Origin of the sequence: Nostoc sp. WHI (assembly GCF_015714725.1) — a bacterium.
GTDB lineage: Bacteria > Cyanobacteriota > Cyanobacteriia > Cyanobacteriales > Nostocaceae > Nostoc.
In genome coordinates this window covers 1-16828 of record NZ_WBKM01000001.1, presented here as the reverse complement: position 1 = coordinate 16828, position 16828 = coordinate 1, and the positions used below count along the sequence as shown (strand labels likewise).

At 41.9% G+C, this 16828-nt stretch carries 16 protein-coding genes; 7 read left to right on the top strand and 9 right to left on the bottom strand.

What is annotated here, in order from left to right:
* Positions 1 to 71 precede the first annotated feature (71 nt).
* The gene (locus F8S12_RS00080) at positions 72 to 1271 is read right to left on the bottom strand and encodes an ABC exporter membrane fusion protein (RefSeq protein WP_196514199.1); all 1200 of its coding nucleotides are present in this window, start codon (positions 1269 to 1271) and stop codon (positions 72 to 74) included.
* An 832-nt stretch (positions 1272 to 2103) separates the two neighbouring features.
* On the opposite strand from F8S12_RS00080, the gene F8S12_RS00075 reads away from it, so the two are divergent.
* A complete protein-coding gene (locus tag F8S12_RS00075) occupies positions 2104 to 2940 on the top strand; it encodes a DNA/RNA non-specific endonuclease (RefSeq protein WP_196514198.1) in 837 nt (278 codons plus the stop codon).
* A 128-nt stretch (positions 2941 to 3068) separates the two neighbouring features.
* Here the strand turns inward: F8S12_RS00075 and F8S12_RS00070 are convergent, their stop codons facing one another.
* The 4 genes from F8S12_RS00070 to F8S12_RS00055 form a co-directional block, all read right to left on the bottom strand.
* Positions 3069 to 3467: a nuclease A inhibitor family protein gene (locus F8S12_RS00070; RefSeq protein ID WP_196514197.1), complete on the bottom strand. Its 399-nt coding sequence runs from the start codon at positions 3465 to 3467 to the stop codon at positions 3069 to 3071.
* 48 nt (positions 3468 to 3515) lie between these two features.
* Positions 3516 to 4214, bottom strand: a complete 699-nt coding sequence (locus F8S12_RS00065; protein WP_196514196.1) for a DevA family ABC transporter ATP-binding protein — start codon at positions 4212 to 4214, stop codon at positions 3516 to 3518.
* 73 nt (positions 4215 to 4287) lie between these two features.
* Positions 4288 to 5463: an ABC transporter permease DevC gene (gene devC, locus F8S12_RS00060; RefSeq protein WP_196514195.1), complete on the bottom strand. Its 1176-nt coding sequence runs from the start codon at positions 5461 to 5463 to the stop codon at positions 4288 to 4290.
* The gene (locus F8S12_RS00055; protein ID WP_196514194.1) at positions 5460 to 6767 is read right to left on the bottom strand and encodes an ABC exporter membrane fusion protein; all 1308 of its coding nucleotides are present in this window, start codon (positions 6765 to 6767) and stop codon (positions 5460 to 5462) included. Before F8S12_RS00055 ends, devC begins: the two co-directional genes overlap by 4 nt.
* 131 nt (positions 6768 to 6898) lie before the next feature.
* Between F8S12_RS00055 and F8S12_RS00050 the strand changes: the two genes are divergently transcribed.
* Both F8S12_RS00050 and F8S12_RS00045 read left to right on the top strand, forming a co-directional pair.
* The gene (locus F8S12_RS00050) at positions 6899 to 7516 is read left to right on the top strand and encodes a TetR/AcrR family transcriptional regulator (protein WP_196514193.1); all 618 of its coding nucleotides are present in this window, start codon (positions 6899 to 6901) and stop codon (positions 7514 to 7516) included.
* A 199-nt stretch (positions 7517 to 7715) separates the two neighbouring features.
* A complete protein-coding gene (locus tag F8S12_RS00045; protein WP_196514192.1) occupies positions 7716 to 8375 on the top strand; it encodes a pentapeptide repeat-containing protein in 660 nt (219 codons plus the stop codon).
* Positions 8376 to 8454: 79 nt separating this feature from the next.
* Here F8S12_RS00045 and F8S12_RS00040 read toward each other — a convergent pair whose 3' ends face one another.
* The 3 genes from F8S12_RS00040 to fraC all read right to left on the bottom strand — a co-directional run bounded on the left by F8S12_RS00040 (position 8455) and on the right by fraC (position 10909).
* Positions 8455 to 9234, bottom strand: a complete 780-nt coding sequence (locus F8S12_RS00040) for an ABC transporter permease (protein ID WP_196514191.1) — start codon at positions 9232 to 9234, stop codon at positions 8455 to 8457.
* 44 nt (positions 9235 to 9278) lie between these two features.
* Positions 9279 to 10304 (bottom strand): septal junction protein FraD, encoded by a 1026-nt coding sequence (fraD, locus tag F8S12_RS00035; protein WP_196514190.1) that lies wholly within the window; start codon positions 10302 to 10304, stop codon positions 9279 to 9281.
* Positions 10305 to 10369: 65 nt separating this feature from the next.
* Positions 10370 to 10909: a filament integrity protein FraC gene (fraC, locus tag F8S12_RS00030; RefSeq protein WP_196514189.1), complete on the bottom strand. Its 540-nt coding sequence runs from the start codon at positions 10907 to 10909 to the stop codon at positions 10370 to 10372.
* 237 nt (positions 10910 to 11146) lie between these two features.
* Between fraC and F8S12_RS00025 the strand changes: the two genes are divergently transcribed.
* The 4 genes from F8S12_RS00025 to F8S12_RS00010 all read left to right on the top strand — a co-directional run bounded on the left by F8S12_RS00025 (position 11147) and on the right by F8S12_RS00010 (position 14955).
* On the top strand, positions 11147 to 12283 hold the full coding sequence (locus F8S12_RS00025; RefSeq protein ID WP_196514188.1) for a cob(I)yrinic acid a,c-diamide adenosyltransferase: 1137 nt from the start codon (positions 11147 to 11149) through the stop codon (positions 12281 to 12283).
* 338 nt (positions 12284 to 12621) lie between these two features.
* A complete protein-coding gene (locus F8S12_RS00020) occupies positions 12622 to 13494 on the top strand; it encodes an MBL fold metallo-hydrolase (protein ID WP_196514187.1) in 873 nt (290 codons plus the stop codon).
* 142 nt (positions 13495 to 13636) lie between these two features.
* Positions 13637 to 14587, top strand: coding sequence for an Rpn family recombination-promoting nuclease/putative transposase (locus F8S12_RS00015; protein ID WP_196514186.1), 951 nt, complete (start codon positions 13637 to 13639; stop codon positions 14585 to 14587).
* An 86-nt stretch (positions 14588 to 14673) separates the two neighbouring features.
* The gene (locus F8S12_RS00010; protein WP_196514185.1) at positions 14674 to 14955 is read left to right on the top strand and encodes a DUF4351 domain-containing protein; all 282 of its coding nucleotides are present in this window, start codon (positions 14674 to 14676) and stop codon (positions 14953 to 14955) included.
* 55 nt (positions 14956 to 15010) lie between these two features.
* On the opposite strand, the gene F8S12_RS00005 is transcribed toward F8S12_RS00010, so the two are convergent.
* Positions 15011 to 16702 (bottom strand): NAD-binding protein, encoded by a 1692-nt coding sequence (locus F8S12_RS00005; RefSeq protein ID WP_196514184.1) that lies wholly within the window; start codon positions 16700 to 16702, stop codon positions 15011 to 15013.
* Positions 16703 to 16828: the final 126 nt, after the last annotated feature.

The window sequence follows — 16828 nt, the reverse complement described above, 5'->3', positions numbered from 1 at the left end:
TTCATCCACCTTTGATACTCATTCATCCACCTCAAAGACTCACTTCCCACTCCCCACTCCCCACTCCCCTTTTACAACTCAATTACTGCTTTAACTTGCATATTGGTTAAGGTGGCTGCTTTTCGGCTGGAGGCTTGATCTAGTCGGATATGAACTTCTACTACTCTGTTGTCGATATTGCTGACGGGATCGGTGTTAATGACATTTTGACGCCGCACTTGCAAGCCTTTACGATTTACGATTCCGTGCAATTCAATGGGGAGGTAATCACCAAATATTCGCACTTGTTGCCCTGAATGCACTTTGCCAATATCGCTTTCGTAGACTTCGGCTATGACATACATTTGGCTAGTTTGCCCGATATCAGCAATGCCATCATTTGATACTAATTCTCCCGGATGGGTGTGGATCTCGAATATCTGTCCATTTTGGGGCGATCGCACCTCTGCCTGTTTTAAATTAGCTTTTGCCAGATTCATCGCTGCTATGGCACGATTGATTTCTGCTTGGGAAGCTGCTACATCCACTCCGCGCACTTCGGCGATTTCATCGAGTGTTGCTGTGGCTTCTTTGATTCGTTGCTGACTAGTTAATTGGGTGCGATTTAATAGTGCCTGTGCTTCTTGCAGACTTTTTTGGGCGGTTTCTAAACTTAAACGCTTACTGTCCCGTTGAGAGGCAGAAATTGCTCCCTGTTGAGATAGTTTCTGATAACGTTCGTCTTCTACTTGGGCATTACGCACTTCGGCTTGGAATCGCTCAATTGTCGCTGCTTGGGCATTAATATCACCTTGGCGTTCTGCTTCTAGGCGAGCGATCGCGGCTTTTTGGGCAGCAATTTCACCGCGTTTAGCACCCGCTTGGATGCGGTTTAGGTTTGCCTGGGCTACTTTTACTTGTTCTTGCGCTTCTTTTAATGCTGCTTGCAGGCGATCGCGGCTGTTTAAAATCGCAATCACTTGTCCTGCCTTTATCCTATCCCCCTCCTTCACCAACAACTTTTCTACCCGACTTCCTTCCACAGACACCGCAGCAGACAGTTTAATTACCTTTCCCTGTGGTTCGATCCGCCCTAAAGCTGTTACCGTTTTTAACTGTGGTAATTGTGTTGCTGGCACTTGTGCTTCTTGAGTTGCATAATTTTGCCAGCGTTTTACTATATAAAAACTGATTCCACCTACCAATAAAAATGCAATTATACCTATAGCAACGGACGGACGCAGAATAAATTTAGGGAACGTTCTGTACCCTAACTTTGAGTTTCGCACCATAGATTACCTCTTAACTAGTGGCGCAGAAAAGAGAACAGATTAGATTTTTCTCAGGACTTATTTGCTAATTCCTATAGCAATCCAATTTGATTTTTGAACTTATTTTTTAACTTATTTACGTAGGCAGGCGAGAGGCAAGACAATACGGTTCAGTTAAGGTGCACAGTCCTTAATGATCCCCTTTAGTCACCCTTAAAAAGGGGGAAATAGTACGGAGTTTTTTCAAAAATCAAATTATAGTCCTATACTTCTTTAGGTTTAAATCCCCGCCTAAAAATGTCTTTAATTTTGAATTTTGAATCGTTAAGTTCTTAGCAAACTACTTTTGTTTTATGAAAGTACTCAGGTATAGTAAACGGTTTTAAAATTACGGGTTGTAACAGCGCCAACAATCATACCAATTCAATTAATGCTTGCAACACATCCTTGGATAGAGACGCGATTCATCGCGTCTCTACAGATGGTCTATTTGTCGGATTATTTTTTCAAATTGGTATCAGATGTAACTTAAGTAAGTTTTTGCAATGCCTGCGGTGGTCATTGATACCAATTCAATTAATGATTGCAACACATCCTTGAGTAAAGACGCGATGAATTGCGTCTCTACAGATGGTCTATTTGTCGCATTCTTTTTTCAAATTGGTATGAGCTTGCCGTTGGCGCAGCCTCCCGTAGACATAGCTTACGCAACTAACAAAGGATAGTTTGTAAAAGGCTGAAACAACCTATTTACGTAATACACAAGATGAGTCATTTGTATAGTACGTAAGTCTTAACTTGATGTCTGAGAGTCAAGTAATAGACACTAATTAGGTATTCAAATACTAAACACATGAAAAAAACTAGTCTTTTTAAATTTCTGCTGCCTTGTGTAACTGTAGCCTTACCTATAGCTTTGATCGGGTCTTTAAGCCCAACTAAAGCACAAGCACAGCATTTAAACATGGGCAATCCAAGTAGTGCTGGAACAACAAGCACAAGCAATTATTTATTATCAAAATTCCAGTATGCGCTGAGTTACAGCTGCATCAAAGGGATTCCAAATTGGGTGTCTTGGCAGCTAAATTCCTCGTGGCTGGGTTCAGCGCCAAGGCAAGACGACTTCCGCGCTGATACCACCCTCCCAGCAGGATGCAATCGCATAGGTGGTTCTGAGTATTCTGGTAGCGGGTTTGACAGAGGACACATGACACCCTCTGCTGACAGAACAAGGACAGTGACGGATAACTCTGCAACTTTTCTGATGACGAATATAGTGCCACAGTCACCGGACAATAATCAGGGGCCTTGGGCAGTGCTAGAAAACTACGCGAGAACCTTAGTAAGCCAAGGGAAAGAACTATATATTATTTCTGGAGCCTACGGCGTTGGTGGAACTGGTTCCAATGGCACAAGAACTACAATTGCTAATGGCAGAGTTGAAGTTCCTAATAGAACTTGGAAGGTTATTGTGGTACTAGACGGCCCAGGTACTGCGGCGTCGGTTACGACTAGCACGAGGGTTATTGCCGTTAATATGCCCAACACTCAAGGCATAAGAAACGTGGATTGGAGACAATATAGAGTCTCTGTTGACTCAATTGAATCCAATACAGGCTTCAATTTATTATCTAATGTATCAACATCTGTTCAATCTGTAATTGAATCTACAGTTGACACACAACCTTAATATAATTCGTAATGACGCTCTCTACGAGACGCTAAAAGCGAACGCGGACTCGCTACCGCTACGCTAACGTAATTCGTAATTCGTAATTATTAACTTATGTCAATTAATTACGAATTACGAATTAGCTGCTAGGTTTCCACAATTTTGGTAGAAAGCCCTGCTAAATCTCCAGATGGGGTTTTGCCGATGATATAAACATCAATATTTATCGTACCTATGCGATAAATATTGATTTCATTGAGGTTATCTTTAAGCGTCTGGACAAGTGTTTGAAATTTTTTAACATTCTGTTTCTGTGGTTCGTCGTGCCACTCTTTTTCATAGGCACAATTCCGAAAGAAATAATCTAAAGCTACTTCTTCAACTGGTGAGTCTTCGGGATGGTCTGTTAGCTGGAGTAGTTTCTGAGTTGTCAGATTGTTAGCTTCACCAGTCCATAAGAAAACCTCAAAAGGGTACTCTGACTCGCTCATCATTAACAAATCAGCACAAGACTGTTTTAAGTTTTCAGTAAGATCGTTAGTCATTAGTTATTAATTTTTGACAACGTTCATACTGTATCATTGCCTGTTCCTTTAAACTGCTGAGACAACAGCATGATCATTTACTAGTTTGCCATCTTCCATGTGAACTATGCGATCGGCGATATCGAGAATGCGGTTGTCATGAGTGACTAAAAGAATGGTACAGCCTTGTTCTTTTGCTAGTTTTTGCATCAAGTTGACTACATCTCGCCCCGATTTGCTGTCAAGGGCGGCGGTGGGTTCATCCGCTAAGACAATTTTAGGACGACTGACCAACGCCCGCGCGATCGCAACTCTTTGTTTTTGTCCTCCAGATAAATCATCAGGATAATAGTTGAGGCGATTCCCTAATCCTACCTCCTCTAACAATTGGGCTGACCGAGTTTTCATTTCTGGCGGCGAAATATTTTTGTGGACTTCCAAGCCCATTCTGACGTTCTGGAGTACTGTCAAGCTACCGTGCAAGTTGTGCGCTTGGAATATATAACCGTTATTGCGTCGCGCCTGGGTAAGTTTTGCTGGATTAGCGCCACAAAGTTCTTGTCCCAATATCTGCAAACTACCAGACTGGGCAGAACGCAATCCACCTACTAAGGTGAGAAGTGTAGTTTTACCAGAACCCGAAGGCCCAGTCATAATAATAATTTCGCCAGCGTTAATTTCTAGGTTGATATCAAAGAGAACTTGTTTACGGAGTTGACCATGACCAAAGTAATGGTCGAGATTTTTAACAGAGATGACGGGAGACATACTAATTTTAGATTTTAAATTTTAGATTTTGAATTGGGAATTGGGTAAGTATTTTTATGCCCAATGCCCATTTTTAAAACATGTCGGCGGGGTCGGCGGACTGTAATTTGCGAGTGGCGATCGCACCAGAAATTATGCACATAATCATGGTTAGCGCTAATACTGTCAAGGCTCGCGCTAGGGTCATATAAAGTGGTAAATTGGTGGCATTCCGAGTTAGATAGTAAAGTCCCAATGGTGCGATCGCTCCTGGAATAAAGCCCAGCACTGCTAAAATTATCGCTTCTTCAAAGACCACACCTAATAAGTAGAGATTGTTATATCCCATTGCTTTGAAAGTGGCGTATTCTTTTATATGAGAATTCACATCTGTAGACAGAACTTGATAGACGATAATCACGCCCACCATAAATCCCATCGCTACACCCAAGCTAAAGATAAACCCAATGGCAGTATTTGTCTGCCAATAATATTTTTCAAATTCGATAAATTCTGCTTTGGTTAAAACTTTGACATCATTACCTAAATGGGAATTTAAAGCTGTTTTCATCTGATTTGGATCATAGCCTGGTTGTAGTTGCACCAAACCGAGACTGACACCGCTAGCTTCTCGCCTGGGAAATAGTCGTAAAAAGTTTTGGTCGCTGGTGATCAAAGTACCATCAGCTATAAAAGAAGCGCCAACTGTAAATAAACCGCTAATGGTAGTCGTCCGCCGTTCTATTTCGGTGGTGACAGTTTTACCCTGATCAATTTGAGCGATCGCTTCTTGATAATCTCCTCTGGAGGCGCGATCAAAAAGAACGGTATCTGGTAGTTTAATAGTATCTTGTTGGCGATTCACATCCGCTAAGTTAAACACTTGCTTGTCTGGATTGAAACCCATAACTAAAACTGTTGTCTTATTACGTGTTTGGGGATTTTTCCAATCCACAATATTAACATACATACCTTCTGCCGACTTGACCCCCGGTATATCCATTGCCTGATAGAGTCGTCGCCGCGTAAAGCTGGACATATTAGCCAGGTTACGTGCTTGGGGACTGATTACAAACATATCAGCCTGCATACTTTGATGCAACCTAGTGTTACTTTCAAATAAGGCAGACTGAAATCCTAGTTGCATAAACATCAGAACATCTGCAAAGGCAATGCCTGACAATGCTACCAATAAACGACCTTTTTCATGACTTAGTTGCAGCCAACCAAGAGGGGTTCGCCTCTGCAATTGTTGAATAAATCCAATCATAGTTCAATCACCGCCTTGACTTGCAGATTGGTCAATTTGCCAGCTTTGGTGCTAGATGCTTCATTTAATCGCACATGAACTTCTACTACCCTGCCGTCAATATTACTAGAAGGGTCACTATTAATCAGATTTTGTCGCTGCACTTGCATCCCAATCCAATCCACGGTTCCCTGTAATTCTCCAGAGAGGGAATCACTGATTATCTTAACCCGTTGACCCGATCGCACTTTGTTAATATCACTTTGGTAGACTTCTGCAACTGCATACATTTGTTCGGTTTGACCTAGTTCCACAATCCCGTCATTGCTAACGGTTTCTCCGGCTCGTGTATTAATCTTCAGAATTTGTCCTGTTTTGGGAGCGCGGATGTATGCCTGATTTAATTCTGCTTTCATTTTCTTGACGGTAGCTTGGGCGCTGTCTACCTCTGCTTGGGCATTGGCTACATCTGTGGGACGGACTTCAGAGGTTTGGTTCAGGGTGGCTTTTGCTTCGTTAATCTGCTGTTGTAAGGTGGCGAGGGTTTTATCCCGATTAGCTTTTGCTTCGTTAATCTGCTGTTCTATGGTAGTTATAGTTCTTGTCTGGGTGGCTTGGCTTTCGATTAACTGCTGAGTGGAAGTTTCTGCGCTCAAACGTCTGGTATCAACTTCTTGACTGGAAATTGCCCCTGCTTTGTATAAACTTTCGTAACGTTGCACGTTGGCTTGGGCGTTGCGTCTCTCGGCTGCGACGCGAGACACCGTTGCTTGTAAGCTTTTTTGCTGCCCTTGCAATTCTGCTTCTAGGCGATTAATTGTGGCTTGCTGAGTTTTGACGTTTCCTTCTAGTTCTACTTGTAAACGGTTCACTGTAGCTTGTCGCGCTCCAATTTCTCCTTGCTTGGCTCCCGCTTTCACCTGCTCTAGGCGGGATTTAGCTACTTGAACTTGTTCTTGGACTTCACCCAAACTAGCTTGTAAGCGATCGCGACTGTCCATAATCGCAATTACCTGTTCAACTTTAACGCGATCGCCTTCTTTCACCAACAGTTGCTCAACCCGGTTTCCTTCATTAGAAGAAGGTGCAGACAGTTTGATTACCTCTCCATTTGGTTCCAGCCGACCCAATGCTGTCACTGTTTTGACCACTGGCTGAATAGCTACTGGCACTTCTTGGCTGGCTTTAGACTGACTCTGAAACTTTAGCACCGTGTAAACACTGGCTCCACTTACTAGCATTGATGTAATTATTGCTAGTGTGATAGGCGATCGAAAAATATTTTGGGAAGACTGTAATTCCTCTAATTTGAAGTTTTGTGTCATCTGATTTTCCTCTTCGCAGCAGGATTTTTTTACTAAACCGTTCAGTTCAATTTATGCTAAACTAAACGGAGTAGTTTAGTCAAGAGATTGTGATCAGAAATAAATTGTTTATAAGAAAGGATAATTAATAAATGGTACGCATCAAAGCTGGCGAAGTTGTTCGAGACAATCCCGTTGATAAAGTGGAGCAAATTCTGCAAGGGGCAATGCAGGAGTTTCTCCAACATGGTTATGCTGGTACAAGTATGGATCGGGTAGCAGTAGCAGCCAGTGTTTCTAAAGCGACAGTTTACAGCCACTTTCAAGATAAAGAAGGACTTTTTAAAGTACTGATAGAACACCTGGCAAGCAAAAAGTTCAACTTTATTTTTGGTACGGAACCTATTGAGGGAGAACCAAAAATCATACTGCGTCAGTTAGCAACCAAAGCATTAAAACAGATGACTAACGACCAGGAACACTGTGCATTTATGCGAGTGCTAATTGGAGAGTCTGGTCGCTTTCCTGAGTTAGCTCAGATTTGTGTTCGGGCGATGAATAAACCAGTGCTGGAAGCTCTCAGTGGATATTTAGCCGCGCATCCAGAACTAAAAATCAAAGATCCAGAGGCAACAGCGAGGATTCTGTTAGGTACATTAGTGCATTTTCATATTGCTCAGAATGTAATGCATGGCAAAGACATTATACCAATGGAAAGCGATCGCCTGATTGATGCCTTAACAAACCTAATCGTCAATTGCGCTGAATGACTTATCAATATTTCCTGACTTAAGTCAGCATTTTTTGTTTTAAAAACCACTTAAAGAACGTGTTTTCAAGTTATTGGCGATTTTTTCGGAATTTATTTTTGATTATCTACCGAACTTATCCACATTTGCGGTGTACTCTCAAGATACGGTAACTGTCACAGTCAACCTTTGAGATAAATTACACCCATAGGTGAATACCATGAAAAATTATGCTGACAAGCAGGAATTTATCTTAAATCAAATCACAAATAAACGTTTTCAGCACCAAGATTTGAGTGGATGTGACTTAAGTGGAATCGACCTGAAAGGAGTTGATTTAAGTGGTGTTAACTTCATAGGATCTGATTTGCGTGGTGCAAATCTATGCGGTTGTGTCCTTGTTCGTGCTAATTTAAGTGGCGCAAATTTGATGCAAGCTAGTTTACGTGGAGCTAATTTGTATGAAGCCTCTTTGTGCGAAGCTAATTTAATTAATGCTGACTTAAGGCAAGCAAATTTGTGTGGAGCTTTCTTGTGGCGGGTAAAATTTACAGGTAGTAACCTTTGGGGCACTTCTTTATGTGCTGCGGATTTGAGAGAAGCAGACTTAAGTGAAGCCCAATTAATTGAAGCGTCGCTAATTGAAGCTAACTTAAGTTTTGCAAATCTCGCAGGAGCAAAGCTATGTGGAGCAATATTACTAGAAGCTAATTTAACTGAGGCTAATTTAATTGGTGCAGACTTTACATGGGCAAACTTAACTAAGGCAAACTTAACTAAGACAAACCTTTTAAAGACAAACCTGATTTATGCAAAGTTACGGGATACTATCATGCCTGATGGTACAGTTGAACAACCTCAGATAGTGATTTATGAGTAGAGACGCGATTAATCGCGTCTGCACAAGAGTTAGGAAAGAATAACTTTATTGTTTGCTCTTTTGCCCAAATGCCCAATGACTAAAACTCGCGTTGTGAGAAAATAAGGATAGCGATCGCTAACAACATGACACCATAAACTAAGCCATAGCCAGCATTTGTAATCAGTCCAGTTATATCAGGTAGTGCTTGCAGACCATAAACGGCATCATTTTTGAAATCTAATCGAGATAAATCTGGCAATATGATAAACAAACCTTGAGTTAAACGTTCCATCCCAGGGTTGCGACTAAGACGACCAAGTTGTACTAAATCTTGAGTAATATTGCCGATTAAATATACTGCAAATGTTAAAACAGTCGCTAACAGAGAAGCGGTAAAAACGCCGAATGCAATAGCCACAGCAGTCATTAATGACAACTGCAAAAATAAGAAAATTGCAGCAATTAAAATGCTCGCCGTTGGATGAGGAATGTTACCAAATTGCAGAAATACCAGATAAATTGCTGTCATCGTGGCGACAAGTACAGCTAGGATTGCGGATAAACCCAAGTATTTGCCGACGATAATTTCGCTGCGAGTGACAGGTTTAGCAATTAACATCAAGATAGTGCGTTTTTCAACTTCTTTATTAACCAGTCCCGTACCAACAAATATTGTCACAATTAACCCGATGGCATTCATCGCCGCCATCCCAAAATCTAAAAACATTTTGTCTTCAGTCGTAGCTGCAAACTCAGGAAGGACGCGGAAGGCAATGGCGAGCATTAGCGCATAAAAACCAATAATATATAGGATGCGATCGCGTACCACTTCCTGAAACACATTCTTTGCTAATACAAAAATTCTGTTAATACTCATTTGTCATTTGTGCATGGTTATTCTCTTTGTCCCCGTGTCTCACCTTACCCCTCTCCTCCCTCCTGCGGAGACGGTGATCCAGCACTTAATTTACTGCCGCGATCGCATTTAATTTCGGCAACTGTAATCTTATTCCCTGAATTATTGGCTGCTGCAACTGGTTCAATCTGACAAGATTTTTTCAAGTAATAGCCCCGTGGATTAGAACTAGGGCCTGTCCAAATACTTAATAAATCTAATATATACCCAGACTTAATATTAGCTACACGCGGTTCAACGCGCCATAGTTCCTTTTCTTCATATTGCCCCAGGTTTTTTTGAATTACTTCTCTACCCAGAGATCCAACCTGCTGTTTCACATCTGGCGGGAGCAGCCATTTCTCTACTTCTGACCAAGGTGTTTCAGCTATTTGTTCTATTACTATTGGTTGAAGTTTTTCTAGAATTATAACGCCGTTTATTGGGATTTTTACTGTTTCTTCGGTTCCGACAACAAAGTTACTACGCTTAAAAGTATCTGACTGCAAGCTCGGATATTGTCGTAACCAATTATCCGTTACAAAATAAAACTGAATCCAGCAACTTAGCAGCATACTACTAGCAACTAGAATTATGATTCTTTGGCGATCTTCTGGCTTAGGAATTCGAGCTTTAGCGTCGGTGTCATTTCCTTCGATAAATTCTGGTATTGCCGTAATTAGTGCTGAAATTGTCGGCCAAAAAACTATTGTTCTTGGTGTAATAACATCCTCTTGATTTCCAAATGCAAAAACACTTACTAAAAATCCAGTGATCACTGCTCCGACTGGCATAAAAGTACCAGGAACTCTCAAAGGATCTTCAGTTGTATACCAAGCTGTCCCAGCAATTAAAAATAACCAACCGAAAAATGCAATTATATCTTTTATATAACCTATAGCAAAATATGAAAGTATCAAAGAAAAAACACTCAGATAAATAAATGTCTGCCAAGAATAAGCTTTTTCTGGAACTAATATCTTTCTAATTCCGGCATAAAGCCCTTCAGTAAATTTGAAAACCTTAAAGACATCTTTAAGTAGTGTATTCATATTTTTCCCTACACTTGATTAATTAAACCACTAGACTTCCTCTAAATTCAACAAGCAAATTGTTGCTACTTTGAGCGAAATAATAAAATAATAGTTATAGCAGTATAACTGAGGGAATTTGCTATTAATATAGTAGTAACTAAGTAAGTATTTTGTAATTTAAGATTGCTCAAACTACGCCATCGCCGCCTCTGAGATATTTGGGATTCCTCTTCTTTTTTAGCTCCTGGTTCATTTAATGATAGTAGTAAAACCCTTAAAATGAAGAATTTCATTAAAAAAGTAGTAAAGAAAATTACAAAGGCAGTTAAGATAATTAAAGTTTGTGTATTAGGCGATTTAAAATTATTAAAAAACATATAATTAATTAATTCTGATTTGACTTGTATCGGCATCCTTGGTTCTGATAGAAAAAATATTAACCAACCAATTACGCTAGAAAACAAATTGATAGAAACAGCATAAAAAATGCTAGTTCTTTTGTCAAATTTTAGTCGATTGTGCAAGACATATGCTTCGATGGGGATAGCAATCAGTACAAATAAATAGTCAAATAGAATTCCACCAATGGGAAAAATCCTGGGAAGCATCCAATTTTCAGGCATAAATAATCAACGGTAAGGGCTAACTGTAGAGAGTATAACTGGGATAGTGAGGATGATGGGGGAAATTATCGCATTGTTCTTGTCGTTTATCATGCTGGTGTGGCAGTATTCCCTTATTGATATTGTTAATACATCAAGCAGACCTTTGTACGGACGCGCTAAAGAGACAGTTTCTCTCCCTAAGAGTACAAGACGTTCGGTAAGATTAAAGACTGCCACGTTAGAGCTTTTTGAGAGATGACAAGGAACGGTATCGGTATTCGCACGGCGCAAGTGCGTCATGAACGGCTCATTGGTCAAATTCACGTCTACGATGGCGTGGGTAAAGGTAAGTCCCAAGCGGCTTTAGGGGTGGTTTTGCGCTCGATTGGTTTGGGGATAAATACACCTAGCAATTCCAACCGCGTTTTACTACTGCGGTTTTTAAAAGGGCCGGAACGAGATTATGACGAAGATGGCGCGATCGCAGCTTTGCAGCGTGGCTTTCCCCATTTAATTGACCAGGTTCGCACTGGGAGAGCCGAATTTTTTGGGCCAGAAGAAATTACCGCCTTTGACAGAGAGGAAGCAGCGCGGGGTTGGGATGTGGCCAAAGGTGCGATCGCCAGTGGTTTATATTCAGTTGTCGTCTTCGATGAAATTAACCCCATCCTCGATCTAGGTTTGCTACCAGTGGATGAAGTGGTGAAGACATTAAAATCCAAACCCCAAGAGTTGGAAATCATTGCCACTGGACGCGCCGCGCCGCAAAAGTTGCTTGATATTGCAGATTTACACTCTGAAATGAAACCCCACCACCACCCAACAGCCAAAGCCCTCTTCCTTGAAGGAATTGAAATTTATACTGGTGCTGGTAAAGGCAAATCTACCAGCGCTTTAGGTAAAGCTTTGCAGGCAATTGGTAGGGGAATCAACCATCCAGGGTCTACGCGTGTGTTGATTATGCAGTGGCTTAAAGGTGGTAGTGGCTATACAGAAGATGCCGCGATCGCCGCTTTGCAGCAGTCATATCCAGAAGTGGTGGATCATCAGCGTTGCGGTCGAGATGCGATCGTTTGGCGAAATTCTCGGCAAGAATTAGATTATGTAGAAGCCGAACGAGGTTGGGAAATTGCTAAAGTTGCGATCGCCTCTGGTTTGTATAAAACTATTATTCTCGATGAACTCAATCCCACCGTTGATTTAGAATTACTCCCCGTTGAACCCATTGTCCAAGCTTTGCTTCGCAAACCCCGCGACACCGAAATCATTATCACTGGCCGCTGTCAAAATCAACCAGCATACTTCGACTTGGCTAGCGTCCACTCAGAGGTTTACTGCCACAAACACTATGCAAATCAAGGTGTAGAACTTAAAAGAGGGGTAGATTTTTAAATTGATTATGGGGCATGGGTATAGAGGATGATTAAATAATTCGTAATTCGTAATTCGTAATTAAAGACATTTTCAGACAGGGATTTAAACCCCGACTTAAACTGACCGGAGGCGGAGTGGCTCCGACTCCGCGCTACGTGTAATGGTTGGGGTCTTAAACCCTTTTATTTACGATAAGGGTGAGTCAAGCGGACTATTATCTTATCTGATATGTAAGATATAATTTTCTTCGCTCTTACCTACCTCATCTACGACTTGTGCGAGGGTTCAATTTGAATTAACTTTTGCTAGCTTAGTAATATAAGGTAGATTGCACCCTATGTATTGAGAGGTATAAGATGGCTCATTTAAATCAGCGTCGCTCTCAAAATGTCAACGGCGATTTCTATGTAGATACTAGCTGTATTGATTGTGATACCTGTCGCTGGCTGACTCCTGAAGTTTTTTCTCGTGTTGATGAACAGTCGGTGGTTCATCATCAACCAACGAATGAGGCGGAAAGATTAGCAGCGCTTGAAGCACTTTTGGCTTGTCCTACTAGTTCTATTGGCACAGTTGATAAACCAAAAGATATCAAAGTTGCTCAAGAAAGATTTCCGATTTTAGTAGCAGAAAATGTTTACCATTGCGGCTATCATTCTGAAAAATCTTACGGTGCTGCTAGTTATTTAATTCAACTTCCAGAAGGTAACATTTTGGTGGATTCCCCTCGGTTTACGCCGCCTTTAGTCAAGCGTTTAGAAGAGATGGGTGGAATTCGTTATATGTACCTAACTCATAAGGATGATGTGGCAGATCATCAAAAGTTTGCTGAACATTTTCAGTGCGATCGCATTCTTCATGCTAATGATATTTCTGCGGGTACTCGCAATGTAGAAATACAGTTAACTGGTTCTGAACCATTTACCTTGACACCAGATTTGTTAATTATCCCAGTTCCCGGTCACACCAAAGGACAAACTGTTCTACTTTATAAAAATAAGTTTCTGTTCAGTGGCGACCATTTTGCTTGGTCAGAAAGCTTGCACCAACTGGCTGCATTCCACGGTCTCTGCTGGTATTCTTGGCCAGAACAGATTAAATCAATGCGTAACTTGGCTAATTATTCTTTCGAGTGGGTGCTACCAGGTCATGGACGGAGGTTTCATGCTGATAAGGAAACCATGCACCAACAAATGCACAAGTGTATTGATTTGATGGAATCTTTGTAGTTAAAGTATAGACAAAAGTTTGCGATCGCATTCCATCATTGAACTACTGAAGAGCGATGTCTAACGACAATCCGCTTTGCCTGTACGCCACAGTAGACACACAATCGTAAAATTGTAGAGTCCATTTTATTCTCTGATTCTTTTGGCTTACGATAATATCTGTCGCTATTTGGCATCTGAGTATCCAAATGCCTTTGTGAATTGGCTATTTGATATCGACATCACTGCAATTCAGCCATTACCTACGGAACTTAGCCTTGAACCCATCCGCTCCGATGTCGTCTACTTATTGCCAGACCATAACAAGATTCTCCACTTAGAATTTCAGACTGTACCTACTTCTAAACCATCTCTGCCCTTGCGGATGTTGGATTACTGGGTCAGACTTTACCGCCAGTATAATTGTCCTATCGAGCAGGTAGTCATTTTTTTGAAGGAAACTACCTCCGAGGCAGTCTACGTTAACCAGTTTGCCGTGGGTAGAACTTTCCACTCTTACCGAGTTGTGAGGATTTGGGAACAAGATCCATCTCTGTTATTGACAAATCCGGGACTACTGCCTTTAGCAGTATTAGCTCAGACAGACTCTCCCCCAGCCTTGTTAGAGCAAGTGGCTGCCAGAATCGATATGATCAAAGAACTAGACAGACAAAGAAATATTTCTGCGTGTGTAGAAGTGTTGGCAAGACTTAAGTTTGAAGAAGATGTAGTTCGACAATTTCTCAGGGAGGAACTTATGCGGGAATCGCCCCTATATCAAGAAATTCTGCAAGAAGGTTTTCAACAAGGAATTCAACAAGGAATTCAACAAGGAATTCAACAAGGTGTTCAACAAGGTGTTCAACAAGGAATTCAACAAGGTGTTCAACAAGGAATTCAACAAGGTGTTCAACAAGGAATTCAACAAGGTGTTCAACAAGGAGAAGTTACACTAGCTCTGCGCCAACTTACGCGCCGATTGGGTACAGTTTCTCCCCAGTTGCAAGCACAAATTCAGCAGCTTTCTAGTAGCCAAGTGGAAGCGCTTGGTGAGGCTCTGTTAGATTTCTCCACTACGCAGGATTTAGTCGCTTGGTTGCGATCGCGTGAATAAAGTCTGGCTAACAGGGTAATTATTAAGTGTTGGCAAGACTTAAGTTTGAAGAGGATCTAGTTTGACAATTTCTCAGGGAGGAACTTATGCGCGAATCGCCCCTATATCAAGAAATTCTGCAAGAAGGTGTTCAACAAGGAATTCAACAAGGAATTCAACAGGGAATTCAACAGGGAATTCAACAGGGAAGGGTAAAATTAGCTCTGCGCCAACTCACGCGCCGATTGGGTACAGTTTCTCCTCAGTTGCAAGCACAGATTCAGCAGCTTTCTAGTAGCCAAGTGGAAGCGCTTGGTGAGGCTCTGTTAGATTTCTCCACTACGCAGGATTTAGTAGCTTGGTTGCGATCGCATCAAATTAATTCGTAATTCGTAATGACGCTCGCGGACTCGCTACCGCTACGCTAACGTAATTCGTAATTAATTAAGCGTGTGTTTCGCAAACTCGCTCGTCACGCCACAATTGATATAGCCGCGTCGCTGGCATTGTCATATATAAAATATCGCCGGCGCTGAGGTTGGTTTCTAATAAATCCCAGCCGTGAAGGGTTTGGTGATTCGTCTCTACGTATAAAGGTACGCAGTCAGCAGACATGGCTACATCTTTCACCCAGTGACCGCAAAAGGCGTGTGAAGTTGTAATCAAAGTCGCAAAGGCCACCCAAAGACTATCGGCTGTGATGCCATTACCAAGGATTCGTCCCCCAAGTGCAGCGGCGGCAAAAGCTGGAGCTGCGAGTTCAGCTGGACTCAGTACGGCCTCGAAGTCAAAGAGATGTTGCGCTATGCCAGCAAAATCGGGATCGGCATAATGAACAATCACCGGAATGCTGGGTGTCAAGCCTTTGGCTTTGAGGGCAATTTCCAGATTGGTAGCATCGTTGTTAGTAACAGCAAGTACGGCGGCGGCAGAATCGATATTGCTGGCTTTGAGGATTGTGCGGAAGCTGGCATCGCCCTGAATTACGGGAATACCCAGCTCGCGGGCGGTATTAATATATTTGTTGTTGGAGTCGGGTTCAACTACTACAACTTCATGTCCACTGGCATGGAGTTGCTGGACAATTCTCAGCCCAATACCACTCAAGCCACAGACGATATAGTGCGATCGCTGGGGAATTCGAGCTGCATCCCAAAATTGCTTAAAGCGGCTTCCCAGGACAAAATCGGTGAGCATTGCATACCAAATACCAATTACCACTGCTCCAACCAACATCATCACAACGGTAAATAACTTAATACTTTTGGGAGCATTTTCTACTACTTTGTCATTACCACCTGCTCCGGTGATCATGCCTACAGAAAAATATAGAGCATCAACAGGAGACAAACTCAACTCAGCCGACATATAGGTGAGTGTAGCGATCGCAATAACTGCCAATAGTACAATAGCACCCACCACTACCGAGCGCCCGTGTTGCTGAAACTGGCGAAAATTGGTTAGGACTTTCAGCAGTTTTCTAATCAATGATCTGCGGGGGGAACGGATGCGGGGTTGAGTGCCAATAATTAAGCGATCGCCTACTTTGATCTCTTGTCCAGAAATGACAGCTGATATCAAATCTATCTCACCTTCTACTGGCAAGTAATAAATCAGCATTCGCGATCGATCTTCCCACAATTCACTCAGCTTTCGACCCTTCCACAAATGATTTTCATCAATGTATTCTTCGTGGATTGGCCAAGTTTGCTGAAATAATTTAATTTGCCCGATCGCTTTATTTCCTAGTGCTGCAAAGGTGAATACTGGTGCTGCCAAACCCACAACACTCATACTCAAGTGATCTGTCAAAGTTTGATCTAAGCGCTCCCCTAAATTTGTATTATAGAAGCGGTTAATAATCCGAATCTGGGGATTTAGCACCCGCCCTTGCATCATAATTGACAAGTTCAGAGCATCGTCAGATCCAGCGATTACTAAAGTGTGTGCCCGCTCGATTCCTGCTGCTATTAGGGTAGTAGCTGCTTGTAACTCCCCAACAATCACATCTCCTGCGGTTTCACCAGGGATGGATTGGTGATGAATGCCAACAACGAAGGCTCCCTGTTGTCTCAGCAAACGAAAGGTTTTATATCCGGTAAGTCCTAAGCCACAAACAATAATTCGGGGTTTCATGAAACAGCAGCATCTTTTACAGGTAAAGCTGCATTTCTAGTTATTTATCCAAATTATTGCCCACAATCCTTGAAGATAACTGTAGCTGATAACACGATTGTTTGAATTGGGGGGAGTGGGGAGTGG

What these genes read in the sequence shown, in the direction of transcription:
- F8S12_RS00020 (WP_196514187.1), top strand. Translation starts at nt 12,622, where the DNA reads ATGGCTCATTTAAATCAGCGTCGCTCTCAAAATGTCAACGGCGATTTC.
- devC (WP_196514195.1), bottom strand. Translation starts at nt 5,463, where the DNA reads ATGATTGGATTTATTCAACAATTGCAGAGGCGAACCCCTCTTGGTTGG.
- fraD (WP_196514190.1), bottom strand. Translation starts at nt 10,304, where the DNA reads ATGAATACACTACTTAAAGATGTCTTTAAGGTTTTCAAATTTACTGAA.
- F8S12_RS00055 (WP_196514194.1), bottom strand. Translation starts at nt 6,767, where the DNA reads ATGACACAAAACTTCAAATTAGAGGAATTACAGTCTTCCCAAAATATT.
- F8S12_RS00065 (WP_196514196.1), bottom strand. Translation starts at nt 4,214, where the DNA reads ATGTCTCCCGTCATCTCTGTTAAAAATCTCGACCATTACTTTGGTCAT.
- F8S12_RS00050 (WP_196514193.1), top strand. Translation starts at nt 6,899, where the DNA reads ATGGTACGCATCAAAGCTGGCGAAGTTGTTCGAGACAATCCCGTTGAT.
- F8S12_RS00070 (WP_196514197.1), bottom strand. Translation starts at nt 3,467, where the DNA reads ATGACTAACGATCTTACTGAAAACTTAAAACAGTCTTGTGCTGATTTG.
- F8S12_RS00045 (WP_196514192.1), top strand. Translation starts at nt 7,716, where the DNA reads ATGAAAAATTATGCTGACAAGCAGGAATTTATCTTAAATCAAATCACA.
- F8S12_RS00075 (WP_196514198.1), top strand. Translation starts at nt 2,104, where the DNA reads ATGAAAAAAACTAGTCTTTTTAAATTTCTGCTGCCTTGTGTAACTGTA.
- F8S12_RS00010 (WP_196514185.1), top strand. Translation starts at nt 14,674, where the DNA reads ATGCGCGAATCGCCCCTATATCAAGAAATTCTGCAAGAAGGTGTTCAA.
- fraC (WP_196514189.1), bottom strand. Translation starts at nt 10,909, where the DNA reads ATGCCTGAAAATTGGATGCTTCCCAGGATTTTTCCCATTGGTGGAATT.
- F8S12_RS00080 (WP_196514199.1), bottom strand. Translation starts at nt 1,271, where the DNA reads ATGGTGCGAAACTCAAAGTTAGGGTACAGAACGTTCCCTAAATTTATT.
- F8S12_RS00005 (WP_196514184.1), bottom strand. Translation starts at nt 16,702, where the DNA reads ATGAAACCCCGAATTATTGTTTGTGGCTTAGGACTTACCGGATATAAA.
- F8S12_RS00040 (WP_196514191.1), bottom strand. Translation starts at nt 9,234, where the DNA reads ATGAGTATTAACAGAATTTTTGTATTAGCAAAGAATGTGTTTCAGGAA.
- F8S12_RS00025 (WP_196514188.1), top strand. Translation starts at nt 11,147, where the DNA reads ATGACAAGGAACGGTATCGGTATTCGCACGGCGCAAGTGCGTCATGAA.